The sequence below is a fragment of the Lentzea albidocapillata genome (genome assembly GCF_000719115.1).
In the GTDB taxonomy this organism is placed as follows: domain Bacteria; phylum Actinomycetota; class Actinomycetes; order Mycobacteriales; family Pseudonocardiaceae; genus Lentzea; species Lentzea albidocapillata.
In genome coordinates, this window is record NZ_JOEA01000005.1 from 85,023 (window position 1) to 109,511 (window position 24,489).

Genomic DNA, 24,489 nt, shown 5'->3' on the forward strand with positions numbered 1-24,489 from the left:
AGGTCGGACGACGTCGGCTAATACTGTTCAGCGTTTCAGATCGAGCGATGTGGACACGGCGCAGTCCGCACCGCCCGAACCCATTCCACTCGCGTTCTCGCGAGTGCTCTCAGAAAGCGCCGAACATGACGCTGACAGTGAAGTCAGTCGCACGGGTCTCCCTCGTGTCCACCCTCGTCCTCGCCGCGGCGGGCGCCGCGCTCCTCTCGGCCTCACCCGCCAGCGGTGCCGCCTCCACGCTCGGCGCGGCGGCTCAGCAGAGCGGCCGCTACTTCGGTACCGCGGTGGCCGCGAACAAGCTCGGTGACTCGACCTACACCGGGATTCTCAACCGTGAGTTCGACATGGTCACGGCCGAGAACGAGATGAAGATGGACGCGACCGAGCCGAACCAGGGCCAGTTCAGCTACGGCAACGCCGACAGGATCGTGAACCAGGCGCGCAACCAGGGCAAGCGGGTGCGCGGGCACGCGCTGGCGTGGCACTCGCAGCAGCCCGGCTGGATGCAGAACATGTCCGGCTCCGCGCTGCGCAACGCGATGCTGAACCACGTCACGCAGGTCGCGAGCTACTACCGGGGCAAGATCTACGCCTGGGACGTGGTGAACGAGGCCTTCGCCGACAACCCGGTGCCGTCCAACTACCACACCACCCTGCAGAACTTCGCCGCTCTCGGCGTGGACGTGCAGATCACCGAGCTCGACATCGAAGGCTCCGGCAGCACCCAGGCCCAGCAGTACCAGGGCGTCACCCAGGCCTGTCTCGCCGTGGCGCGGTGCACCGGCATCACCGTGTGGGGCATCCGCGACACCGACTCCTGGCGCGCTTCCGGCACCCCGCTGCTGTTCGACGGCAACGGCAACAAGAAGGCCGCCTACACCTCGGTCCTCAACGTCCTGAACAACGGCACGGGCACCACCCCGCCGACCACCACGACCACGACGTCCAACCCCGGCGGCGGGGGTTGTACCGCGACCTACTCCGAGGGCGAGAAGTGGAACGACCGCTTCAACGGCCACGTCACCGTCTCGGGCACGGACAACTGGATCGTCACGGTGACCGTCGGCTCGCCCCAGCGGATCACCGCCACCTGGAACACCAGCGCCAGCTGGGAGTCCGCGAACGTGATGACCGCACGCCCCAACGGCAGCGGCAACTCGTTCGGCTTCACCATCATGCACGGCGGTAACTGGAACTGGCCCAGCGTCTCCTGCCGCGTCGCCTGACGCCGGTTCGGGAGAACGTGCCGGCACGGGCCCACGCGAGCGGGCCCGTGCCGGACGCTACCGGCAAAGATCACGTTCACCGCGCCTGCGGCATGATCTGACCATGCGCAGCTCACTGTTCAACCACGAAGAGCGGTCCGTCGAGCCCGGAAGCTTCCAACTGCAGAACGAACGCATGCTCAAGGTGGACCTCACCGGCAGCGGCGGGTTCTTCTTCGCCAAGCAGGGATCGATGGTCGCCTACCAGGGTGACGTCGACTTCGCCTACGAAGGCGCCGGCGGTCTCGGCAAGCTGTTCAAGAAGGCCTTCACCGGTGAGGGCATGTCGCTGATGAAGGTGTCGGGCAGCGGCGACGTCTTCCTCGCGCAGGACGCCGACGAGATCTTCGTGCTGTACCTGGAGAACGAGGGCGTCACCGTCAACGGCAAGAACGTGCTCGCCTTCGACAGCACGCTCAAGTGGGACATCAACCGCACCGAAGGCGCGTCGATGCTCAGCGGCGGCCTGTTCAACACCACGTTCACGGGCACCGGCGCGCTGGCCATCACCGCCTACGGCACCCCGGTCGTGCTGAACGTGGACCAGCCGACGTTCGTCGACATGCAGTCCGCGGTCCTGTGGTCCACCTCGCTGCAGTCCTCGATCCGCAAGACGGCCAAGCTCGGTGCCGTCATCGGCCGCGGCTCCGGCGAGGCGTACCAGCTCGCGTTGACGGGTCAGGGCATCGTCGTGGTGCAGGCGTCGGAGGGCCACCCCGTACCGACCGCGCAGTGACACTCGGGTGAACGCAGCCGGGGGTACTCCTCGGCTGCCTCGCTCATCGGGCGCGGGTCCCCTCCACTGACCGGTCAGCCGCCCGTGCCGCGCGCCCGGCCAGTTCGGCGAAGGCGTCGCGCAGCTCCGGCGGCCCGACGACCTCGATCTCGGCGTCGAAGCGCGCCAGCAGGGCGGCGAGAGCAGCCCAGGACCAGGAGCCGGCGATCAGCCTCGTCCTGCCCGGAGCCACCTCCTCGGCGGTGCCGTCTCCCGCGAACAGCGCCACCTCGGCCATCGGAAGGCCGAGAACGACCTCGCCCTGACAAGGCCAGGTGTCGGCGCCGCTGGAGCCCTTGAACCGAGCGGACAGGAACGCCGCGACGTCCCCGCCGGGCACCTCGCGCCGGGTGAAACGGGGACCGGTGGGGACGCGGGGCGCCATCCGGTCCACGCGGTAGGTGCGCCAGTCCTGCCGTTCGTCGCTCCACCCCAGCAGGTACCAGCGACCGCCGCGGACGACGAGGTGGTGCGGCTGCACGCGGCGAGGAGGTTGCGGCTCCGTGTCGCCCGGACGGCCCGGCGAGTGGTAGTCGAACCTCAGTTCCTCACGGTTGCGGATGGCGCTGCTCAAGGTGAGCAGCACTCCGGTGTCCACCTGAGGAGCCGTTGCACCGGCCGCGGTGATCTCCAGGGCGTCGACGCGGCGGCGTAGCCGGGACGGCATCACCTGTCGCACGGTCACCAGGGCCCGTGCGGCGGCTTCCTCGATGCCGGCGCCCGCGCTCACGGCGATCCGCAGCGCCACGGCGAGCGCGATCGCCTGCTCCTCGTCGAACAACATGGGCGGCATCTGACTGCCGGCTTCGAGCCGATAACCGCCGTCGGGTCCCTTGACCGCGTGCACGACGTAACCGAGCTCGCGCAGTCTGTCGACGTCACGGCGCACCGTCCGTTCGCTGACGGCCAGGCGCTCGGCGAGCAGGCCTCCCGGCCAGTCGCGGCGTGCCTGCAGCATCGACAGCAGCGCCAGCAGACGCGCGGAGGTGGTCGTCGAGGAAGCCGTCGGCATGGTTCTCAGTCTGGCAGGAGAAGCGGACGTTCCCTGTCCGCTACCGCTGACATCGTGGTTCTTGTCGCCGGAGACCTCCGGCGGCGAGAACCACTCGTGAAGGACCGGACACCATGTCGCTCAACGCAGTCACCCACCTCAACTTCCGCGGCCAGGCCAGGGAGGCACTGGAGTTCTACCGATCGGTGTTCGGCGGACAGGCCACCATCGCCACCTACGCCGACTTCGGCATGCCCGCCGGCCTGCCCGGCGCCCAGAACGTGGTCTTCGGCCAGGTCGTCGCCGACAACGGCTTCCGCGTCATGGCCTACGACGTGCCCGGCGAGACCGTCCCGTTCGTCCACGGCGAGCCCACCACCCACCGGGCGAACGGCACGACGATCACCACGGAGCCGTTCTTCCTCTCCGTGAGCGGCGAGTCCGTCGAGGAGGTCGCCACGCTCTGGAAGGGCCTCGCCGACGGCGCCGCGGTGGTCGAGGAGTTCGGCCCCGCGCCGTGGGCACCGGGCTTCGGCATGCTCACCGACCGGTTCGGCGTGACGTGGATCCTCGACGTCCGCGTGCAGGCCTAGAGCACCGTCAGGATCTGGTGGTTCCACCACAGGTCGAGCTTGTCGAGGGTGTTGATGTCGCCCGGCTTCTTCAGCGTGCCGATGGTGAGGTTCTTGGTGTCGACCCACCAGACCTGGGCGATGCCGCCGTCGAGGAAGCAGGTGGTGAACTCGTTCGGCAGCGGGCCGGAGGTGTCGCGGTAGAAGAGCGCGTAGTGGATGGGGTCGGACTTGGGCCGGCACCCACCGCGCTCGTCCATCCGCGGAATGCCCCGGCTCGCCACCAGGTCCTGGAAGAACGCGTTCTGCTTGGCCTGGTCGGCGAACAGCCGGAACTCGGCCTCGGCCGGCGGCGGGGCCCACGGGTCGTCGACGGTCACGGTGGTGCAGCGGGCGGTGGCGACCGTGCCCTGCTCGGCAGCGACGGGCACGCAGGACTTGGCGGTCTGGTAGACGGCCGGCAGGGCCGCCAGCAGCGCGTCGTCCTGCGGCGTCCGCGTCGGGGTGGCGCTCGTGGTCGTGGTGGTCGTCGTGGTCGTGGTCGTGCTGGCCGGGGTGCTGCTGGACGTGCCGGACCCGAGCTTCCTGTCGCCGTTCCCGATGATCAGCACGGTCGCGACGATGCCCGCCACGACCGCGAGCACTCCGCCGGCGAGGGCGATCCTCTTGGCGGGGGACGCGGGACCGGACTGGGCGCGGGTCGGCGGGTACGGCAGCGGCGTCACGGCCTGCTGAGGGCCGGTCGGGACGCGCTGAACCGGCGCCCAGGGCTGAGGTGTGGGCGGCTGAGGGAAGTGCGGGCGGCCCTGCGGGACCGGCGGGACGGGCTGCGGCCAGCCGGTCGGGCCTGGTGGGGTCGGACGAGTGGGCTGTCCCGCGGATGGAGTCGCGCCGGCCAACCCGAGTTGTCCCGCGGGCGGTGTCGCGGGTGGTGTCGCGCCCGCAGGTGCGGCCAGTGCTTCGGCTGCCGCCCGCGCGAAGGCGCCCGCCGTGGCGTAGCGGTCGGCCGGGTTCTTGGCCATGCCCTTCGCGATGACGACGTCCAGCGCCGCCGGGACCTCCGGGTTCAGCGGGGACGCCTTGGGCGGTGCCTCGTTGAGGTGCGCCCAGATCTGGGCGGCGGTGCCGTCTGCGCTGAACGGCCGGCGGCTCGTCAGGCAGGCGAACAGGACGCACGCCAGGGCGTACACGTCCGCGCGGCCGTCCACCGGGCCGCTCTCGAAGCGTTCCGGGGCCATGTAGTCGAGGGTGCCGACCACGGAGCCGGACGCCGTCAGGCTCGTGGCGGCCGGTGAGACGCTGCGGGCGATGCCGAAGTCCACCAGGTACACGAAGTCGCCGGAGGTCACGAGGACGTTCGACGGTTTCACATCGCGGTGCACGAGGCCGTCGGCGTGAGCGGCGTCCAGTGCGCTCGCCACCTGGTCGACGATGCGCACGGCCCGTGCCGGTTCGACGGTCCCCTCGCGGATCACGTCCGACAGGTCGGCGCCCTCCACCAGCCGCATGTCCAGGTAGAGGCGGTCGTCGATCTCGCCGTAGGCGTGGATGGGGATGACGTGCGGTTCGCGCAGCCGGGCGACGATCTGCGCCTCGCGGCGGAAGCGGGCGCGGAAGTCCTCGTCGTCGTGGTAGCCGGGCGACAGCCTTTTGAGCGCCACGAACCGGTCGTGCGCCGTGTCGTAGGCCCGGTGCACCTCGCCCATCCCGCCGCGACCGAGCAGTTGCTCGATCCGGTACGGCCCGAACGTCTCTTCCGTCATGGTCCTCGTTGTCCCGAGCGTCGCGTCCGTTCGAGTCGACGCGCGCCGGCCGCCGCGCGTTCCACCGGGCAGCAGCCTACAAATGCGCGGGCGAACCGGTGCGCGGAGGCCAGGCCGGGCCAACGGGCGCCACGATCCTTTGTGGACAGAGGCGGCGTTGTCGTGACGGCCGTTCGGGTGGTTTCTCCTCGCCACACTCGAAGTTCATTTGGTTGCTCATTGACAGACCCGGCGGGAACTCGACACGCTGCACCTCCCTGTGATCGAAAGGTGCCGCTTGTCATGAAACTCCGTTTCGTCTTACCGATCCTCGCCCTGCTCTCCGCCGTGGTCGTCACCCCTGCCGCAGCGGCGGAGGCGGATCCCGTGACGGCCGCCGACGCCTGTTACACCTGGGGACGCACCCTCTCGCAGGGAGCGTCGGGCGAGGACGTGCGTCAGCTGCAGATCCGGGTGGCCGGCTATCCCGGTTACGGCGGCGTGCTGGGCCTCGACGGGCAGTTCGGGCCCGCCACCAAGGCGGCGGTGACCCGGTTCCAGCAGGCCTACGGCCTCGGCGCCGACGGCATCGCCGGATCCGCCACGTTCACGAAGCTCTACGCGTTGCAGGACAACGACTGCACGCCCGTCAACTTCTCCTACGACGAGCTGAACAACTGCAACTCCGACTGGTCGGGCGGCAACGTCTCGGCGGCGACCGCGCGCGCCAACGCCCTGGTGTCCATGTGGAAGCTGCAGGCGATGCGGCACGCCATGGGAGACAGGCCGATCGACGTCAACGGCGGCTTCCGCAGCGTCGCGTGCAACAACGCCGTCGGCGGCGCGACCGGAAGCCGGCACCTCTACGGCGACGCCGTCGACCTGGGCGCCGGACCGCAGGGCTTCTGCGCGCTGGCCAAGCAGGCCCGCAACCACGGCTTCAGCGAGATCCTCGGCCCGGGCTACACCGGCCACAACGACCACGTGCACGTCGCCCACCGGTCCAGCCGCTTCTGGTCCGCACCGAGCTGCGGCATCTAGTCACCATCGACACGGCGGCTCCCGTACGGGAGTCGCCGTTCACTCCCCCGCGGCCCGCGCCCGCGGAGGCACCGCGAGCCACTCCAGTTCGGCGGCGAGCATGCCGAGCTGGAACCTCGACTGCACGCCGAGCAGTGACTGCAGGCGCGCGATGCGCCGGTTCAGGGTGCGCAGGCTGACGTCCAGCTCGCGGGCGATCGCACGGTCGGTCGCGCCGGTGCGCATGAGCCGCAACAGGCGCTGAGTCGCCATCGTGGGCTCCTGGCCCACGGTCAGGTGGGTGACCACCCCCGGTGTTACGCGGGTCACAGTCATAGGGCGACTGTATGTCGGACTATTGGCGGCCGTCAATCAAAAGTCCGCACTTCGCTGTCAAATCACACCCATCTTCAGGATGAACGCCGCCATTACCAGGGCAGACAGCTCTCGGGGACAGAACAAGGCCCGTGATCGACGTGCCTAGGTGGCGCTGGAGGAAAGCTGCACCTCAGGTGCGGCGGCACCGGCTGCGACCTCGCCCAGCCGCGCGTCCAGCACCTCCGGCGACAGCACGTGCCGCACCACCATCGCCGCCGCGCCCAGGGCACCGGCGGTCACACCGGCGCCTGAGGCGACGATGCGCAGGTTCTCGGTGGCCAGCGGGAGCGAGCGGCGGTAGATCGACTCGCGCACGCCCGCCAGCAGCATCTCGCCCGCCTCCGCGAGCAGGCCGCCGATGACCACGAGCGACGGGTTGAACATGCTGACGCAGCCGGCGAGCACCTCGCCGATGTCCCTGCCCGCCTGCCGCACGACGCGGCCCGCCTCGAGGTTGCCGGCCCGGACGAGGCCGACCACGTCGGCCGTCGAGTCGGCGGGGTGGCCCAGGTCGCGCAGCTTCGCGGCCAGCGCGGGGCCGGCGGCGACCGCCTCCAGGCAGTCGGTGTTGCCGCAGCGGCAGAGCGCCTCGCCGCCCTGGGGCACCCTGATGTGGCCGAGGTCGCCCGCGGCACCCGCCGCGCCGCGGTGCAGGACGCCGTTGCTGATCAGGCCCGCGCCGATGCCGGTCGCCGCCTTCACCACGATCATGTGCCGCACGTCCGGGTGCGAGGCGGTGTGCTCGCCCAGGGCCATGAGGTTGACCTCGTTGTCGACCAGGACCGGCACGTCGAACTCCGCCGCGATCGCCGCGGGGACGTCGAAGCCGTCCCAGCCGGGCATGATCGGCGGGTTGTTCGGGCGGCCGCTGGAGTGCTCGACCGGGCCCGGCAGGCCGATGCCGACGCCCGCGATCTCCGCGGTGCCGACGGTCCGCAGCAACGAGCGCCAGGTCGTGACCAGGAGCGGAAGTATGGCGGCCGGGCCGTCGGCCACGTCGAGGTCCACCTGTTCGACGGCCAGCAACTGGCAGGCCAGGTCGGAGATGGCGACGGTGGCGTGGGTGGCGCCCACCTCGGCCGCGAGCACGAGGTGGGCGGAGGGGTTGAAGCCGAACCTGCCGGCCGGACGTCCTCCGGTCGACTCGCCCGTGCCGCTGCCGGTCACCAGGCCGGCGGCCACCAGCAGGTCCAGCCTGGCGCGCACGGTGGAACGGGCGAGGCCGGTCGCGGCCACGATCTCCGCTCGGGTGCGCGGGCTGCCGTCCATCAGCATGCGCAGCACTGCGGCCGGCGAACCCGCCTCGACACCCAAGGTGCTCTCCATCGAACAATTGTCACATCGGCACGGGCAGGCGGTTCGCGGTCGTCACCCGCCGGAACTGAAGGCGGCGTCGAACGAGGCCGACGGTGGGTCGAACGCGTCGCGGCGGATGAACTCCAGCGCCTCGGGCGCACCGGTGAGCCGGTCCATCCCCGCGTCCTCCCACTCGACGCTGATCGGGCCGGCGTAGCCGATGGTGTTGAGCATCCGGAACGACTGCTCCCACGGCACGTCACCGCGTCCGGTGGAGACGAAGTCCCAGCCGCGCCGCGGGTCCGCCCACGCCAGGTGCGAGCCGAGGCGCCCGTTGCGGCCGTTGCCGACCTGGCGCCGGGCGTCCTTGCAGTCGACGTGGTAGATCCGGTCGCGGAAGTCCCACAGGAACCCGACCGGGTCGAGGTCCTGCCAGACGAAGTGCGACGGGTCCCAGTTGAGGCCGAACGCGGGCCGGTGCCCGATCGCCTCCAGCGCCCGGACGGTGGTCCAGTAGTCGTAGGCGATCTCGGACGGATGGACCTCGTGCGCGAACCGCACGCCCACCTCGTCGAACACGTCCAGGATCGGGTTCCAGCGGTCGGCGAAGTCCTGGTAGCCCGCGTCGATCATCGAGGCGGGCGCCGGCGGGAACATCGCGACGGCCTTCCAGATCGACGAGCCGGTGAACCCGACGACGGTGTCGACGCCGAGCCTGGCCGCGGCCCGCGCGGTCGCCTTCATCTCCTCCGCCGCCCGCTGCCGCACTCCCTCGGGATCGCCGTCACCCCAGTTGCGGGCGGACAGGATGCCCTGGTGCCGTTCGTCGATGGGATCGTCGCAGACGGCCTGGCCGGTGAGGTGGTTGGAGATCGCCCACACCTTCAGGTCGTGCTTGGCGAGGATCGCGAGCCGGTCCGCGACGTAGTCGTCGTCCTCCGCGGCCCGCCACGGGTCGAGGTGGTCGCCCCAGCAGGCGATCTCCAGGCCGTCGTAGCCCCAGCCGGAGGCCAGCCGGCAGACCTCCTCGAACGGCAGGTCGGCCCACTGGCCCGTGAACAGCGTGATCGGACGTGCCATCTCCGGTCTCCTCCTCAGGTCGTGTCCTGCAAGTTCGTTCGGTGAGAGGCGCGGGCGAGCGACCCGGAGGCGGTGCCGCCGCAGCGCCCTCATACCGGGCGTATTCGGGTGTTGCGGCGGTGCCGCCTCCGGGTCCCTCGGCCGCTACTGTCGCCGGACGAGGCTTGTAGGACACGACCTAAACCTGCTGCCACGTGCGGGTTTCCGAGCTTGCCTCGACGGCGGCGAGGACGCGCTGCACCCGCAGTCCGTCGGCGAACGTCGGTGTGGGGTCGGTGCCCGCGGCCACCGCCCGCACGAGGTCGACGGCCTGGTGGGTGAACGCGTGCTCGTAGCCCAGGCCGTGCCCGGCGGGCCACCAGGCACCCACGTACGGGTGCTCCGGCTCGGTGACCATGATCCGGCGGAACCCCGCGACGGCGGAGTCCTCGGTGCCGTCGAAGAACTGCAGCACGTTCATGTCCTCGAAGTCGAACGCCAGGCTGCCCTTCGAGCCGTTGATCTCGATGCGCAGCGCGTTCTTGCGGCCGTTGGCGAAGCGCGTGGCCTCGAACGAGCCGAGCGCGCCGCCGGCGAAGCGCGCCAGGAACAGCGCCGCGTCGTCCACGGTGACCGGTCCGGTCTCCTCGGACGCGGTGCCGGACAGCCCGGAGTGACTGGCCGCCAGCGGACGCTCCGGCACGAACGTCACCAGCGTCCCCATCACCTCGCTGATGGTGTCGCCGAGGACGAACTGGGTGGCGTCCACGATGTGCGCGCCGATGTCGCCCAGCGCGCCGGAGCCCGCCTTCTCCTTGTCCAGCCGCCAGGACAGCGGCGCGGCCGGGTCCACGATCCAGTCCTGCAGGTACTGGGCGCGCACGTGGTGGATGCGCCCCAGCCTGCCCTGGGCGACCAGGTCGCGCGCCAGGCCCAGGGCGGGCACCCGCCGGTAGCTGAACCCGACCATGGCCCGGACCCCGTGCCGTGCGGCGCGTTCGGCGGCCTCGGCCATGGCGACGGCTTCGGCGACGCTGTTGGCCATCGGCTTCTCGCACAGCACGTGCTTGCCCGCGTCCAGGGCGGCGATCGCGATCTCGGCGTGCGTGTCACCCGGCGTGCAGATGTCCACCACGTGCACGTCGTCGCGGTCCAGCACGGACTTCCAGTCGGTCACGGCCTCCGCCCAGCCCAGGCGTTCGGCGGCGGCCGCGGTGCGTTCGGCGTCGCGGCCGCAGAGCACGGACATCACCGGTCGCAGCGGCAGGTCGAAGAAGCGCGGCGCGACCCGCCACGCCTGGGAGTGCGCGGCTCCCATGAAGGCGTGGCCGATCATCGCGATGCCAAGTTCAGTCACCGTGCGGTCCTCTCGGTTTCTCAGGACTCGAAGGCGGTCGGCAGGTAGCGGTCGACGTTGTCCTTCGTGACGACCGGCGCGTAGAGCTGGACCTGCCGCGGAATCTCCACCTCGACCAGGTCGCCGAGGCTCTTGTTCTGCACGGCGAGCCGCGCGAGCCGGATGCCGTCGGCGCCCTGGGTGGACGGGTAGATCACGGTCGCCTTGTGCGGGCCGTTGTCCGCCTTGATCTCGCGCATCACGTTGGCCGATCCCGCGCCGCCGACCATGAAGAACTCGCTGCGGCCGGAGTTCTTGATGGCGGCGGTGACGCCGACGCCCTGGTCGTCGTCGTGGTTCCAGAGGGCGTCGATCTTGGGTGCGGCCTGCAGCAGGTTCGCGGCGGCCCGCTCACCGCTCTCCACGGTGAACTCGGCGGCGACGCGGTTGCCGACCTTCAGCCCGCAGCCCGCGAGCGCCTGCGCGAAGCCCTTGCTGCGGTCCTGGGTCAGCGGCAGCGAGTCGATGCCGGCGATCTCCGCGACCACGGAGCCCGGCTTGTCCTTGAGCCGCTCGCAGACGTACGTGCCGGCGGACACGCCCATGCCGTAGTTGTCGCCGAGCACGGTGGACCGCGCGGCGAACGGGCTGTCGAACTGGCGGTCGACGTTGATCACGGTGATGCCGGCCTTCATGGCCTTCAGTGCGACCGGGGTGAGCGCCGCGCCGTCGAACGGCAGCAGGACGATCGCGTCCACCTTGTCGTTGATGAACGTCTCGACCTGGCTGATCTGGAGGTTGGGGTCGTTGGTGCCCTCGACGACGCGCAGCTCGACGTCGGAGTACTTGCCGGCCTCCTTCTTGGCGGCGTCGGTGATCGCGGCCATCCAGCCGTGGTCGGCGGCCGGTGCGGAGAAGCCGATGACGACCTTCTTGCCCGGCTCGTCGTTGGCGACCTTCACACCGCCGCTCTGGTTCCCGCCGCCCTGGGGCTCGGGGGTGTTGCCCGTGCACGCGGTGAGCGTGACACCGAGTGTCAGCGCGGCGACGAGGCTGACGGTTCTCTTGTACGGCATGTGTTTCTCTCCTCGGGTGGCAGCGGTCGTGGTCGCGGCGTCAAGCGCCGCTGCGTCGGGCGAGCCGCTGCTGGAGGAGGACGGCGACCACGATGATCGCGCCCTTCGCGACGGCCTGGGCGGAGATGGAGAGGTTGTTGAGGGTGAAGACGTTCGACAGCGTGGTGAAGATCAGAACGCCGAAGACGGTGCCGGCGATCGTGCCGCGGCCACCGGACAACAGGGTGCCGCCGATCACGACCGCGGCGATCGCGTCGAGCTCGTACAGGCCGCCGTGGGTCGCGCTGCCGGTCGTGGTGCGGGCGATGAGCATGACGGCGGCGAGCCCGCAGCACAGGCCGAGCAGCGAGTAGAGCATCACGGTGTGGCGCCGCACGTCGATGCCGGCGAGCCGTGCCGCCTCCGGGTTGCCGCCGACGGCGAACGTCCGCCGCCCGAACGTGGTCCGGTTGAGCAACACCCACCCGCCCACGGCGACCAGTGCGAAGATCACCACGAGCACCGGTATCCCCAGCACCGACGCGTCGAAGAACGCGGCGAAGCCCGGCACGTTCACGATCTGCGTCTTGCGGTTGGAGATGATCTCGGCGAGACCGCGGGCGGCGGCCAGGCTCGCCAGGGTCGCGATGAACGCCACGACCCGGCCGTAGGCGATGAGCGCGCCGTTGACCAGTCCGCACGCACCGCCCACCAGCAACGCGGTGAACACCATGACGATCCAGTGCGTGTCGTTCGCGATCCCTTGCGTGGCAAGGGTTGTCGCCCAGACCGAGGAGAGCGCGACGATCGCGCCCACCGACAGGTCGATCCCGCCGCCGGTGATCACGAACGTCATGCCGATGCTCACGACGCCGATCACCGCCGCGAGCCGCAGGATGGTGAGCACGTTGTCGATGTCGGCGAACCGGTCGCCGGCCGTGACCACACCGCCGATGCACAACAGGACGAGTGCGACCACGAGACCGGTGTTGCGCCCGGCCGCGGAGCCGAGCAGCGCCGAGATGCCGGACTCCTTCGCGACCGGTGTTCTCTGCTGCGTGGGCACGGCGGTGTCCTCGCTCATGCTGGCTGTCCTTCCATGACCAGGTCGAGGACCCGGGACTCGTCGATCTCGTCGGCCGGGCCGTCGTGCACCACCCGGCCCTCGCGCACCACCAGGACCCGGTCGGCCAGGCCCAGGACCTCCTCGACGTCGCTGGACACGACGACCACGGCGACACCGGAGTCGGCCAGCTGACGGACGAGTTCGTAGATCTCGCTGCGCGCGCCCACGTCCACGCCGCGGGTGGGTTCGTCCAGCAGCAGCACCCGGCACTCCCGCAGCAACCACCGCGCGAGCACGACCTTCTGCTGGTTGCCGCCGGACAGTCCGCGCACCAGGCGGTCGACGCCGGCCGGCCGGACGTCCAGCGCCTCGGTCAACTGGCTCGAGCGGACCCGTTCGGCGCGGTCGTCGAGGAACCCGAACTTGGCGAACGACGACATCGACGAGACGGTGATGTTGCGGTACACGGCCTGGTCCAGCAGCAAGCCCTGGCTCTTGCGTTCCTCGGGGCACAACCCCATTCCCGCGCGCACGGCGGCGCCGACGCTTCCTCGTCGCAGGCGCCTGCCGTCGACCTCCACGGTGCCCTCGGCCGCCTTGCGCGCGCCGTAGACGGTCTCCAGGATCTCCGAGCGGCCGGATCCCACGAGACCCGCGAGCCCGACCACCTCACCGGCGCGGACCGTGAGGTCCACGCCGGCGAAGCGGTCGCCGTCGGCCAGTCCGCGCACCACCAGCACCTCGGGTGCGGCCGGGTCGAGAGATGCCCGCTGCGGGTACACGTTGTCCAGCACCCGCCCGGTCATCAGTGAGATCAGCTCCGAGGTCTTCACCTCGCGTGCGGGCAGACCCGTCGCGACCGTGCGGCCGTCCTTGAGGACGGTCACCCGGTCACCGATCTCCCTGATCTCGGCCAGCCGGTGCGAAATGTAGATCACCGCCACCCCCTGGGCGGTGAGCTCCCTGATGACACCGAACAGGACCCGCACCTCGTCCGGGTCCAGCACGGCCGACGGCTCGTCCATGATCAGCAGCTGCCCGTCCAGCGACAGCGCCCGCGCCATGCTGACGACCTGCTGGTGCGCCACGGACAACCGGCCGACGTCACGGTCGGGCGAGATGTCCCTGTGCCCCAGGCGATCGAGCAGCGCGCGGGTCCTGCGGCGCGCCTCGGCCCGCCGGCTGAAGCCCGCTGTGGACAGTTCGTGACCGAGGAACACGTTGTCGGCCACCGACAAACCGGCCACGAGGTCGAGCTCCTGGTAGATGGCGGCCACACCGCTGCGCATCGCGGCCGTCGGGTTGCCGAACTCCACGACCTCGCCCCGCCAGCGGATCTCGCCCTCGTCGGGGCGGTGCGCACCGGACAGGACCTTGATCAGCGTCGACTTGCCCGCGCCGTTCTGCCCGAGCAGGCAGTGGACCTCCCCCGCGCGGACGTCGAAGTCCACACCTCCCAGTGCGGTCACGCCGGGGAAGCGCTTCACCAGCCCCTGCACGGACAGCAGCGCGTTCGCACGCGCGGGCGAGCTCACCATCGAGTCCTCCGGGGGTTCCGGCAACCGTTGTGCCAGAAGGGAATTCGGCCTTACTGGAAATGACGCTAATGAGCCGCTCCGCACCCGGCAAGATGGTCGGGGTGGCACATATCGGCCAACATTTCTCTTGACCGGCGCATCCACGAGGTCGCCGCGTACGGCCGAACGGACTCCTGTCGCCGACGCCCGCCCGCTAGTAGCGTCCCGGACATGAGACGACTGCTCACCGTCGCGTTGTCGTTCGTCCTCGTGTCCGTCGTGGCGCAGCCCGCGGCGGCCACCGGCGGCGATCAGCCGTTGCCCGGCTACACGATCGTCAACCCGCCTCTCGCCCCGGCACTGGTCGGCGGCAAGCCGACGAAGGTCCTGCAGGGCGTGCACAGCCACGCGGGCTACATCATCGAGGTGCCGCCGCGCTGGAACGGGCGGCTCGCGATGTGGGCGCACGGCTATCGCGGTGACGGCAAGGTCCTCACCGTCGACGCTCCGCCGTTCGGGCTACGGCAACGCTGGCTCGACGAGGGCTACGCGTGGGCCGCGTCCTCCTACTACAGCAACGCCTACGACGTCCGGGCCGGTGTCACGACCACCCGCGAGCTCGCGACGTTGTTCGGGCGCAAGGTGCAGCGGCCCAGCAAGGTCTTCCTGGCCGGTGTGTCCATGGGCGGGCACGTCATCGCCCGTTCGCTGGAGCAGTACCCGGGGTTCTACGCGGGTGCGCTGCCGATGTGCGGTGTGCTGGGCGACCACGAACTGTTCGACTACTTCCTGAGCTACCACCTCGCCGCGCAGGCGCTGACCGGCATCAGGGCCTATCCGCTGCCGCCGGACTACGCGACCGTCGTGGTGCCCCGGATCAAGGAAGCACTGGCCGGCCGCGACGGCCAGTTCAAGGCCCTCGTCGCCACCCTGTCCGGCGGCGCGCGGCCCGGCACCGAGGCGGCCTACGCCTACTGGCAGAACTTCCTGTTCGGCCTGGTCACCAACCCCGCCGGCACCAGCCTCGCGGAGAACCCGCTGCAGATCGCCACGAACGTCACCACCCGCTACCGGCCGAACTCGCCGGTGGACGTCAATGCGACCGTGCAACGGGTGCGCGCGGCCAACCCCGTCGCACGGCACACGTGGGCGCTTACCCAGATCCCTGCCGTGCAGGGTCTTCCGAGTGCTCCGGTCGTGTCGCTGCACGGGATCGGCGACCTGTTCGTGCCGTTCTCGATGGAGCAGGACTACCGCGACGACGCCGCCCGCTTCGGCCGCACGCATCTGCTGGTGCAGCGCGCCATCCGTACGGTCGACCACTGCGAGTTCTCCGCCGCCGAGGCCGGGACCGCGTGGCGCGACCTGACCACGTGGGTGGACCGGGGTAAGCGGCCGGCCGGTGACGACGTGCGCCGGACGGACGACCCGCGGTTCGGCTGCCGGTTCAGCGACCGGCAGGCCACCGGTGGCACCAGGGCGTTCTTCCCCGCCTGCTGAACGAGGTCCGCCTGGCCAGGCCACAGGGCCTGGTCAGGCCGGAGGCGCCAGCACCACCACCGAGTTGTGGCCGCCCATGCCGAGTGACGACTTGATCGTGAGGCCGCCGCGCAACGGCGTCGGGCCGTCCAGCAGTCGCGGGTGTGCCGGTGCCACGACCGGTGATGCCGGGATCATTCCCGTGTCGTACGCCATCGCCGTCACCGCGACCTCGATCGCCGACGCCGCGCCCTGGCAGTGCCCGGTCAGCGGTTTGACGGAATAGATCCCGGTGTCCGGGCCGAAGAGCTGGTCCAGCACCGCCGCTTCGGCGGTGTCACACTGCGCCGTGCCTGGACCGTGCGCGTTCAGGTAGCGCACGTCCGCCGCGCTGACCCCCGCGTTGTCGAGTGCGTCGGTGAAGCAGGCGGTGACCTGGTCGAGCCGCGGATCGATCGACGTCACGTGGTACGCGTCGTGAGACATCGCGCCACCGAGAGTGAGCGCGTAAGGGTTGGTCGCGCTGCGCGAGAGTACGAACGCCACGGACGCCTCACCCATCACGAAACCCCTGCTGCCCTCCTGGAACGGGCGGCACGCGTCGAGCGGTTCCGCGTCCACGATGGCCACTCCCAGGCGGACGAAGTGCGAGACGTTCTCCGGGGTGAGCGACAGATCTGTCGCGACGAACACCACGTCGTCGACGATTCCCGCGTCCAGCCACGCTTTCGCCGTGATCAGCCCGGCGTTGCCCGACGCGCACATCGCCGAGACGTTCATGGCGGGGCCGTGGAAACCGTATTCCTGCATGAACGTCGACATCGGCGTGGACGGCATTAACGCCAGGTAGTCGTGCACCGGTAACTCGCCACCGCGCGTGACGTAGAAGTCGCGCCATAGGTCCACCTCGCCCAGCACGACCGCGTGCAGCAGCCCGACCCTCCGGCCCGGACGCCAGCCGCGAGCACCCGCGTCGTCGATCGCCTCCCTGGCGGCGGCTCGCATGGCACGGGCGAACCGGCTCGGCCCGTCGACCGGGTCACCACCCTGCGCGACGTACGCGGCCCAGACCGTGTCGCCCGGGAACCGGTTCAGTTCCGGGACGATCGACGCGGCGGGTTTGCCGCTCATCAGTCCGTCCCAGAGCGACCGGCGGTTCCACCCGTACGCGCTGACCACGCCGATTCCACAAATGCCCATGCTTTGCGCGACCATATCCAGCTCCCCCAGACTGAGGGCCGACACCTCTTCGGAGAAGGATAACGGTGTAAACCGGCTTGCGAAACGGCACTCGGCCGTCCACAGTGGACTGTCAGAAGCGAACCCTGATCATCGGGCGGTCCCGGCGACCGGATATAACGGCTCACCATGTTCACGCCAGACGGATGCGGCTCTGGTCGAGTGTGTAGTAGGACTTCACAGTGCCAACACCCGGATCTGGGGGCCGAGACGTGAGTGGCCTGATCGGCGACGCCGGTTTCGACCAGGAACTGCTGGTCGAGCTCGCGCTCTCGGTCGGTGCCGCCGTCGTGTGGTGGCTGGACCTCGACGCCGGCGAGCTCGGCTGGATGCCCGGCCTCGACGCGGTCATCGGCGTGCCCGGCGCGGACCAGGACACCGTGCGCGCCCGGCTGGCCGAGCTGACCGCCCCGCTGCACGTGGCCACGAAGGCGGCGGCGTGGCAGGACTTCGAGCTGGAACAGCCCCTCGAGACGCCGATCGGCACGCGCTGGCTCCAGTTCCGCGCCCGCGTCTCGACCCACGAGTCCGTCCGTGCCCTGGTCGGTGTAGTCGCCGACGTGACCCGGCGGCACGTCCAGCAGCAGGAGCTCGCGGACCTCGCCGACCGCTACCGGCTGCTCGTGGACCTCGCCCCCGAGGCGATCGTGGTGCACGAGGCGGGTCTGCTGGTGTACGCGAACCCGGCGGCGGTCCAGTTCGTGCGGGCCCGGTCGGAGTCCGACGTGATCGGACGCCCGATCACCGACTTCGTGCACCCGGACTCACAGCCGGACATGATCGGGCGGATCTCGAAGCTGACCGAGCCGGGCGCGACGAGCGACCCGGCCGACGCCGTACTGGTCCGGTTCGACGGCGGCACCACCGACATCGAGTCGGTCTCGGTGCGCACGACCTGGGAGGGCCGGCCGGCGTTCCAGGTGATCATGCGGGACGTCACCGAGCAGAAGGCGGCCGCGGCGGCCCTGCGCTACCAGGCCGCGCTCGCCGCGCACGTCAGCGACGCGCTCATCGCGACCACCTCCGACGGTGTCGTGACGAGCTGGAACCGCAGCGCGGAGAACGTCTACGGCCGGCGCGCGGCAGAGGCGATCGGGCGGTCCATCGGCGAGGTGGTGGGTGCGCCGCTGGACCCGCTGCAGGTGCTGGACGCGGGAGGCGTGGTGCACGCGGTGCACCGGCGCCCCGACGGCGGCGCGCTGGCGGTGCGGGTGTCGGTCGCCCGGATGGACGACGGCTACGTGCTGGTCTGCGCGGACGAGACCGCGCGCAGGCGGGCCGAGCACCACTTCACCTCGGTGGTCGCGGCCATCGAGGAGGGCGTGCTGGTCGTCGGCGCCACCGGTCTCGTCGAGTCCGTGAACCCCGCCGCCGAACGGATCCTCGGCGTGCGCGCCCAGGACGCGATCGGCCAGCCCGCGTCGCTGGCCGAGCTGCACGACGAGTCCGGGCAGCCGATCCCGCGCGCGCAGTACGCGTCGGCCATCACCCGTGCCACCGGCAAGGCGCAGCACGGCCGGATCCTCCGCTCGCTGCGGCCCGACGGCACCCACGTCTGGCTGTCGCTGAGCGCCCGCGCGCTGAGCCAGGACGGGATGACGCCCTCGGCGACGGTCATCTCGTTCACCGACATCACCGAGCGCCGCATGATCGACAGCCAGCTGGAGCACGAGGCGACGCACGACGCGTTGACGGGCCTATGCAACCGCACGGTGACGATCAACCGCCTCAGCCCCGCCGCCAGGGCCCACCGGTCGGGGCTCACCGCGGTGTTGTTCATCGACCTGGACAAGTTCAAGGTCATCAACGACTCCCTCGGCCACAGCGCGGGCGACGAGGTGCTGCGGGTCGTCGGGTCGAGGCTGAGCCGCAGCTCCCGCCGGGGCGACGTCGTGGGCAGGCTCGGCGGTGACGAGTTCACCGTCATCGCCTACGGCGTGACCGGCCCCGACGAGGCGACCTCCCTCGCCGACCACGTCCGCGCCGAGCTCAACCGGCCGATCTCCGTGGACGGCAGGAAACTGCACGTGGACGCGAGCGTCGGCATCGTCCTCGCCGAACCGGGAGACCCGCGCGACGGCGCCGACCTGCTCCGCGACGCCGACCTGGCGATGTACCACGCGAAGACCAGGGGCCGGGGCCGCATCGCGTTCTTCGACGTCGAACTGCGCGACCGAATCCAGCGCAGGCTGCAGCTGGAACAGGACCTCCGCACGGCACCCCTGAGCGACCAGCTGTGGGTCGCCTACCAGCCGATCGTCGACCTCCGCACGGACGAGCGCACCGCCGTCGAGGGCCTGCTGCGCTGGACGCACCCGCGCTACGGCCTGATCTCCCCGGTGGAGTTCATCACGCTCGCCGAGGAGAGCGACCTGATCAACATCGTCGGCGCGCACATGCTGCACACCGCCACCCGCGAGATCGCCGACCTGGCACCGGGCCTGGAACTGACCGTGAACCTGTCGGCCCGCCAGCTCGACGACCCGTGGCTGGTGTCCGCGATCCGCCACGCCACCCACAAGGCGGGGCTGGACCCCAGCTCGTTGTGCCTGGAGATCACCGAGAGTGCCCTGACCCGCGACCCGGCACTCGCCGCCCGCACCCTCGCGGCGTTGCGCGAGTTGGGCGTGCGGCTGGCGATCGACGACTTCGGCACCGGCTACTCGTCACTCGCGCAGCTGCTCACCCTGCCGCTGGACACGCTCAAGATCGACCGTTCCTTCACGGCGGGGCTGGGCCGCTCCGACGAGGCGGAGGCGATCGTCACGAGCATCATCGCCATGGCGCACGCGGTCGACATGACCGTGATCGCCGAGGGGGTGGAGCAGGTAGAACAGCTGGAGATCCTGCGGACGCTCGGATGCGACCAGGCACAGGGGTTCCTGCTGGGCAGGCCGGTACCGCTGGCCGACCTGTGAGCCCCGGCCCGCCCTGATGCCTACCGGGCAGCGAACGGACCGGCGAACGCGTACTGCGCGAAGCGCTCGCCGATCAGCTCGTGCGTGGCCGTGTCGGGGTGCAGGGCGTCGGGCAGCGGGTGCGTAACGGCGTCCTGCTCGCCGTAGAGGCGCGTGCCGTCCAGGTAGTGCAGGTTCGGGTCGTCCTCGCGGCGTTCGGCCAGCGACGCCAGCGCCTCGCGGATGATCCGCAACGTCAGCTGCGGCGAGTCGCCGTGCGGACCGGTGGCGGTGAAGACGATCCTGCCCGCGTCGAGCGCCTCCAGGTCCATGCCGCCCGGTCCCGGTGTGTCCTCGTAGCTGCCGCAGAAGATCGGCGACATCAGCACGAGCGGTGTGCCGGGATGGCCGTCGCGGATCGTGTCCAGGAAGCCGTGCACGGCCGGCACGAACGCCCGCAGCCGCATGACGTCGAAGTTCACGACGTTGATGCCGAACTTGACGCTGATCAGGTCGGCGGGGCGGTCCCGCATCACCCGCGCGACGAACGGGTCGACCAGCGCGCTGCCGCCGAACCCGAGGTTGTGCAGCTCTACCTCACCGCGACGCGCGGCGACCGCGGGCCAGGTGCGGGCCGGCGTGGCCGCGTTGGACCCGCTGCTGATGGAACTGCCGTGGTGCAACCAGATCCGGCGGCCCGAGGCGGCCGGACGCACCGGGGCGTCCGTGCGCAGCGCGACCAGGTCCACCGTCTCGTTGTGGGGCAACCAGATCTCGACGACCTTGTCGCCGGCGGCGAGATCGGCGAACCGTGCGGTGAACGCCGGACCCTCGTGGAACTCGCGCGCTCCCGTCCGCACGTCGAGCTCGGTGTGGTCGCCACCGTCGAGTCGCTCGCTGGCGACCAGTTCTCCGTCGACCACCAGATCGACACTGCCGCGCGGCCGCTCGACGCCGCGGTAGGAGACCGCGCTCGGGTGCAGGACCAGCTCGATCGTGCGGGCCTCGGTGGCCATCACCACCCGCACGCCGGAAGGCCTGCTCTCCGCGGTCATCAGCTGCGGGTCGGGGAAGCGATCGCGCGCCCAGGCAGGCAGACGATGCGGGCGCACGCCACGCGCCGTGGCTTCCAGTTCGGCGGCGCCGCGTACGAGTTCGTCGGTCAGAGGTGTGGTGATCATGTGCCCACAATGCTCGCACCGGTGCGGGCGGCGCGCTCGACACCCCAGTCGTAGAGGGCCTGCAGGGCGGGTCCGAGGCTGCGGCCCTCGCCGGTGAGCGAGTACTCGACGTGCGGAGGCACCTCGGCCCGTGCCACCAGACCCGACTCCTGCAGCTCGCGCAGCCGCTGCACGAACATCTTCTCGCTGATCCCGGGCACCTTGCGGCGCAGCTCGCCGTAGTGGTGCGGCCGTTGCTTCAGGTGCGCGAGGATCACCGCGCGCCACTTGCCGCCGATGACGTCGAGGGCCAGCTCGACCGGGCAGTTGTACATCGGCGCTCCTCACCAGAAAGTGCGTACTTGCCGGGCATTTCGCGTGCTGCTGGAGTGACGTCGTGATCAACGACCAGTCAACACCTTCTCTCTACACGTGGGCCGGGGGCGCGGAGGCGCTGCTCCGGCTGACCGAGGCGTTCTACCGGAAGGTCGCGGACGACGCGCTGCTCGCGCCGGTGTTCGCCGGCATGGACCCCGGCCACCCGCGGTACGTGGCGCTGTGGCTCGGCGAGGTGTTCGGCGGGCCGGCCGCGTACACCGAGGAGCGGGGCGGTTACGAGTTCATGCTCGCCCAGCACCTCGGCCGGGCCATCACCGAGGAGCAGCGCCGCCGCTGGCTGAACCTGATCATGGACGCGGCGGACGAGGTGGCGCTGCCGGACGATCCGGAGTTCCGCGCGGCGTTCGTGTCCTACCTGGAGTGGGGCACCCGGCTCGCGGTGCAGAACTCCGCGGCCGACGCCACGCCGTTCCACGGGGCACCGGTGCCGAAGTGGGGCTGGGGCGTGGCGCCGCCGTACATCGCGCCCTGAACCTCTCCGTGGCGAGCACCACACCGCACTGACGGCACCTTCGTGAGACAGTTTGTTCAGAACGTGACACTTCGTTCAGAACAGGAGGTCGGACGTGCCGGACAACACCGCGGACGCCGTGTTCGCCGCGCTGGTACCCGTCCTCGACGGCATCGCGGCGACCTTCGGCCGCAGTTGCGAGGTCGTGCTGCACGACTACCGCGACCCCGAACGGTCGGTCGTCGCGGTCGCGGGCTCGGTCACCGGCCGCGTGCCCGGGGACGCGATGAGCGAGATCGGGCTGCGGGTGCTGGGTGCGGGAGCCGAGGCCGGCAACGAGGTCGGCTACCTCACCCGCGCGCAGGACGGGCGGGTGCTCAAGTGCACGACGCTGCCGTTGCGTGACGCCGACGGGACGCTCATCGGCGCGTTGTGCATCAACATCGACATGTCGGCCATCAACCGCGCCACCGGCGTGCTGTCGGACCTGCTCGGGTTGTCGGCGGCGCAGGAGATCGGCGCGACGACGAACTTCTCCGGCGACCTGGACCAGGTGGTCGAATCGCTGATCGAGCGAGCCGAACGTGCGCACGCGGTGCCCGTGGCGGCACTGGGGCGCGACGAACGGCTGGTGCTCGTCCGATCGCTGAACGAGGCCGGGGTGTTCAGTCTGCGCGGCGCGCCCGCCCGCATCGCGAAGCGGCTCGGCATCTCCCGCACCGGCCTCTACAACGACCTCGCCGAACTCCGGAAGGACCAGCCGTGACCACCTTCGTCAGTGAAGCCGAGTCGGCGGCGCTCGTCGACGACGACCTGGCGCTGGAGGCGGCACGGGAGGCGTTCCTCGCCACCGGGACGGGATCGACGTTCCCGGTCGTGATCGGGCATTCCTCATTGCCGCACACCAGGTTCACCCTCAAGTCCGGTTCCGCGGGCGAGCTCACCGGCGTGAAGATCGGCAGTTTCTGGCCGGACAACACCGATCTCCCGCGCCACAGTTCCACGATCGTGCTGCTCGACCCGGCCACCGGGCGGCTCAGCGCCGTGATCGAGGCGGCGGCCGCCAACGCCTACCGCACGGCCGCCGCCGACGCGTTGGCCGTGGACACGCTGGCGCGCAACGACTCCCGCACGCTGACCATCATCGGCACCGGTCACCAGGCGCTGCACGAGGTGCGCGCTGTCAGCCGGGTTCGGCCGATCGAACGAGTGCTCGTCGTCGGCCGCCGCGCTGACGCGGCACTGGAGTTCGCCGCCGCCGTGACCGCGCAGACCGGTCTGCCTGCCGAACCCGCCGACGCCGAGGCAGGAGTCGCCGCGGCGGACGTGCTCGTCACCGCCACCACGGCCCGGCAGGCGTTGTTCGACGCGAGCTGGGTCGCACCGGGCACGCACATCTCGGCCATGGGCGCGGACGGTCCGGGCAAGCAGGAACTGCCCGTCGCGCTGTACGGCCGCGCGTCACTGTTCTGCGACCTGCCGGAACAGTCGCGTGCGATCGGCGAGTTCCAGCACGCCGAGTCCGCCACGCCCGTCGCGCTCGGGGCGGTGCTCGCCGGTGACGCCACGGGCCGGACGTCACCCGAGGAGATCACGGTGTTCGACAGCTCGGGCTTCGCCCTGCAGGACCTCACCCTGGCCGCCGCCCTGCTGCGCCGCCTCTCGTCAGGAGCATCCCAGTGACCACTGTGGACACCCCGTTCGCCGTGCTGGACACCGACCGGCTGGACCGCAACGCGGCACGGCTGCGCGACCACCTGGCCGCACTCGGCGTCCCGCTCCGCCTGCACGTCAAGACGTCCAAGTCCGTCGAGGTCGCGCAGCGCGTGCACGCGGGCGGGCCGATCACCGTGTCGACGCTCGCCGAGGCCGAGTACTTCGCCGACGCCGGCTACCGGGACGTCCTGTACGCCGTGGGCATCGATCCCCACAAGCTGCCGCGCGTCGCCAAGCTCCTCCGCCGTGGTGTGAACCTGACCGTGCTGCTCGACTCGCTCGCGCAGGCCGAGGCCGTGACCTCGTTCGCCCACAAGGAGAACCTGCGCGTCCCGGCGTTGATCGAGATCGACTGCGACGGGCACCGAGGCGGCGTCGCGGTCACCGACGCCGCGCTCCCCGAGATCGGCCGCGCACTCGGCGACCACCTCGCCGGTGTGCTCACCCACGCAGGAGAGTCCTACTTCGCTTACACACCAGAGGCTCTGCACCAGGCCGCGCAGAACGAACGTGACACCGCCGTCGCCGCGGCCACGGTCCTGCGCGCCGCCGGCCTCCCGTGCGAGATCGTCAGCGTCGGCTCCACCCCCACCGCCCACGCCGCGACGGACCTGACCGGCGTCACCGAGGTCCGTGCGGGCAACTACGTCTTCTTCGACCTCGTCATGGCGGGCATCGGCGTCTGCACCACCGACGACCTCGCCCTCACCGTGGCCGTCACGGTGATCGGCCACCAGCGCGACAGCAACTGGGTGATCACCGACGGCGGCTGGATGGCGACCTCGCGGGACCGGGGCACCCGGGCGCAGGCGGTCGACCAGGGCTACGGCCTGGTCGCCGACGCCGGCGGCACGCTGATCCCCGGCCTCGTCATGACGGGGGCGAGCCAGGAACACGGCGTCCTGAGTACGCGGGACGGCACGCCGGTACCTGACCTGCCGATCGGCACGCGCCTGCGGATCCTGCCCAACCACGCCTGCGCGACGGCCGCCCAGCACGACCGCTACCACGTCGTCGGCGGCGAGATCTGGTCCCGTCATCGCGGCTGGTGACGCACCGGGCAAACGCGACGTCCA

22 protein-coding genes are annotated in these 24,489 nt (G+C 70.7%); 10 read left to right on the forward strand and 12 right to left on the reverse strand.

What is annotated here, in order from left to right; translation table 11 throughout:
• The first annotated feature begins 125 nt into the window (after positions 1–125).
• The gene (locus IG04_RS0107560; protein WP_030475824.1) at positions 126–1,226 is read left to right on the forward strand and encodes an endo-1,4-beta-xylanase; all 1,101 of its coding nucleotides are present in this window, start codon (positions 126–128) and stop codon (positions 1,224–1,226) included.
• A 103-nt stretch (positions 1,227–1,329) separates the two neighbouring features.
• The gene (locus tag IG04_RS0107565) at positions 1,330–2,001 is read left to right on the forward strand and encodes an AIM24 family protein (protein WP_030475825.1); all 672 of its coding nucleotides are present in this window, start codon (positions 1,330–1,332) and stop codon (positions 1,999–2,001) included.
• Between the two features lie 43 nt (positions 2,002–2,044).
• Here the strand turns inward: IG04_RS0107565 and IG04_RS0107570 are convergent, their stop codons facing one another.
• Positions 2,045–3,052: a helix-turn-helix transcriptional regulator gene (locus IG04_RS0107570; RefSeq protein ID WP_030475826.1), complete on the reverse strand. Its 1,008-nt coding sequence runs from the start codon at positions 3,050–3,052 to the stop codon at positions 2,045–2,047.
• Between the two features lie 113 nt (positions 3,053–3,165).
• Here IG04_RS0107570 and IG04_RS0107575 point away from each other — a divergent pair, with 113 nt between their 5' ends.
• A complete protein-coding gene (locus tag IG04_RS0107575) occupies positions 3,166–3,624 on the forward strand; it encodes a VOC family protein (RefSeq protein WP_030475827.1) in 459 nt (152 codons plus the stop codon).
• Here the strand turns inward: IG04_RS0107575 and IG04_RS0107580 are convergent.
• Positions 3,621–5,366, reverse strand: a complete 1,746-nt coding sequence (locus tag IG04_RS0107580) for a serine/threonine-protein kinase (RefSeq protein WP_030475828.1) — start codon at positions 5,364–5,366, stop codon at positions 3,621–3,623. The two genes, IG04_RS0107575 and IG04_RS0107580, sit on opposite strands and share 4 nt — an antisense overlap.
• 282 nt (positions 5,367–5,648) lie before the next feature.
• On the opposite strand from IG04_RS0107580, the gene IG04_RS0107585 reads away from it, so the two are divergent.
• Positions 5,649–6,386, forward strand: a complete 738-nt coding sequence (locus IG04_RS0107585) for a D-Ala-D-Ala carboxypeptidase family metallohydrolase (protein WP_030475829.1) — start codon at positions 5,649–5,651, stop codon at positions 6,384–6,386.
• A 39-nt stretch (positions 6,387–6,425) separates the two neighbouring features.
• Here the strand turns inward: IG04_RS0107585 and IG04_RS0107590 are convergent, their stop codons facing one another.
• From IG04_RS0107590 to IG04_RS0107620, 7 genes are all read right to left on the reverse strand, one after another.
• The gene (locus tag IG04_RS0107590; RefSeq protein WP_084400802.1) at positions 6,426–6,701 is read right to left on the reverse strand and encodes a LuxR C-terminal-related transcriptional regulator; all 276 of its coding nucleotides are present in this window, start codon (positions 6,699–6,701) and stop codon (positions 6,426–6,428) included.
• A gap of 144 nt (positions 6,702–6,845) precedes the next feature.
• Positions 6,846–8,069 carry an ROK family transcriptional regulator gene (locus IG04_RS0107595; protein ID WP_051769171.1) on the reverse strand — a complete coding sequence of 408 codons (1,224 nt, stop codon included), beginning with the start codon at positions 8,067–8,069 and terminating at the stop codon, positions 6,846–6,848.
• A 42-nt stretch (positions 8,070–8,111) separates the two neighbouring features.
• Positions 8,112–9,119, reverse strand: a complete 1,008-nt coding sequence (locus IG04_RS0107600) for a sugar phosphate isomerase/epimerase family protein (protein ID WP_030475832.1) — start codon at positions 9,117–9,119, stop codon at positions 8,112–8,114.
• Between the two features lie 178 nt (positions 9,120–9,297).
• Positions 9,298–10,434: a Gfo/Idh/MocA family protein gene (locus IG04_RS0107605; protein WP_173849958.1), complete on the reverse strand. Its 1,137-nt coding sequence runs from the start codon at positions 10,432–10,434 to the stop codon at positions 9,298–9,300.
• Between the two features lie 41 nt (positions 10,435–10,475).
• Positions 10,476–11,510, reverse strand: coding sequence for a substrate-binding domain-containing protein (locus IG04_RS0107610; protein WP_030475834.1), 1,035 nt, complete (start codon positions 11,508–11,510; stop codon positions 10,476–10,478).
• 40 nt (positions 11,511–11,550) lie between these two features.
• Positions 11,551–12,573: an ABC transporter permease gene (locus IG04_RS0107615; RefSeq protein WP_030475835.1), complete on the reverse strand. Its 1,023-nt coding sequence runs from the start codon at positions 12,571–12,573 to the stop codon at positions 11,551–11,553.
• Positions 12,570–14,090: a sugar ABC transporter ATP-binding protein gene (locus tag IG04_RS0107620; protein WP_245815853.1), complete on the reverse strand. Its 1,521-nt coding sequence runs from the start codon at positions 14,088–14,090 to the stop codon at positions 12,570–12,572. The genes IG04_RS0107615 and IG04_RS0107620 overlap by 4 nt, the downstream gene beginning before the upstream one ends.
• A 213-nt stretch (positions 14,091–14,303) precedes the next feature.
• On the opposite strand from IG04_RS0107620, the gene IG04_RS0107625 reads away from it, so the two are divergent.
• On the forward strand, positions 14,304–15,572 hold the full coding sequence (locus IG04_RS0107625; protein ID WP_030475837.1) for a hypothetical protein: 1,269 nt from the start codon (positions 14,304–14,306) through the stop codon (positions 15,570–15,572).
• Positions 15,573–15,605: 33 nt separating this feature from the next.
• Here IG04_RS0107625 and IG04_RS0107630 read toward each other — a convergent pair whose 3' ends face one another.
• On the reverse strand, positions 15,606–16,751 hold the full coding sequence (locus tag IG04_RS0107630; protein WP_420843946.1) for a beta-ketoacyl synthase N-terminal-like domain-containing protein: 1,146 nt from the start codon (positions 16,749–16,751) through the stop codon (positions 15,606–15,608).
• A gap of 251 nt (positions 16,752–17,002) precedes the next feature.
• On the opposite strand from IG04_RS0107630, the gene IG04_RS0107635 reads away from it, so the two are divergent.
• A complete protein-coding gene (locus tag IG04_RS0107635) occupies positions 17,003–19,708 on the forward strand; it encodes a sensor domain-containing protein (RefSeq protein ID WP_051769174.1) in 2,706 nt (901 codons plus the stop codon).
• A 20-nt stretch (positions 19,709–19,728) separates the two neighbouring features.
• Here the strand turns inward: IG04_RS0107635 and IG04_RS0107640 are convergent, their stop codons facing one another.
• A complete protein-coding gene (locus tag IG04_RS0107640; RefSeq protein WP_030475840.1) occupies positions 19,729–20,868 on the reverse strand; it encodes a GDSL-type esterase/lipase family protein in 1,140 nt (379 codons plus the stop codon).
• Positions 20,865–21,182 carry a winged helix-turn-helix transcriptional regulator gene (locus IG04_RS0107645; RefSeq protein ID WP_030475841.1) on the reverse strand — a complete coding sequence of 106 codons (318 nt, stop codon included), beginning with the start codon at positions 21,180–21,182 and terminating at the stop codon, positions 20,865–20,867. Before IG04_RS0107645 ends, IG04_RS0107640 begins: the two co-directional genes overlap by 4 nt.
• 62 nt (positions 21,183–21,244) lie before the next feature.
• Here IG04_RS0107645 and IG04_RS0107650 point away from each other — a divergent pair, with 62 nt between their 5' ends.
• The 4 genes from IG04_RS0107650 (at position 21,245) to IG04_RS0107665 (ending at position 24,465) form a co-directional block, all read left to right on the forward strand.
• Positions 21,245–21,718 carry a group II truncated hemoglobin gene (locus IG04_RS0107650; protein ID WP_211257701.1) on the forward strand — a complete coding sequence of 158 codons (474 nt, stop codon included), beginning with the start codon at positions 21,245–21,247 and terminating at the stop codon, positions 21,716–21,718.
• Positions 21,719–21,812: 94 nt separating this feature from the next.
• Positions 21,813–22,463 carry a helix-turn-helix transcriptional regulator gene (locus IG04_RS0107655; RefSeq protein WP_030475843.1) on the forward strand — a complete coding sequence of 217 codons (651 nt, stop codon included), beginning with the start codon at positions 21,813–21,815 and terminating at the stop codon, positions 22,461–22,463.
• Complete coding sequence (locus IG04_RS0107660; protein WP_030475844.1) at positions 22,460–23,380, forward strand: ornithine cyclodeaminase family protein; 921 nt, start codon at positions 22,460–22,462, stop codon at positions 23,378–23,380. Before IG04_RS0107655 ends, IG04_RS0107660 begins: the two co-directional genes overlap by 4 nt.
• Positions 23,377–24,465, forward strand: a complete 1,089-nt coding sequence (locus IG04_RS0107665) for an alanine racemase (protein ID WP_245815854.1) — start codon at positions 23,377–23,379, stop codon at positions 24,463–24,465. The genes IG04_RS0107660 and IG04_RS0107665 overlap by 4 nt, the downstream gene beginning before the upstream one ends.
• Positions 24,466–24,489: the final 24 nt, after the last annotated feature.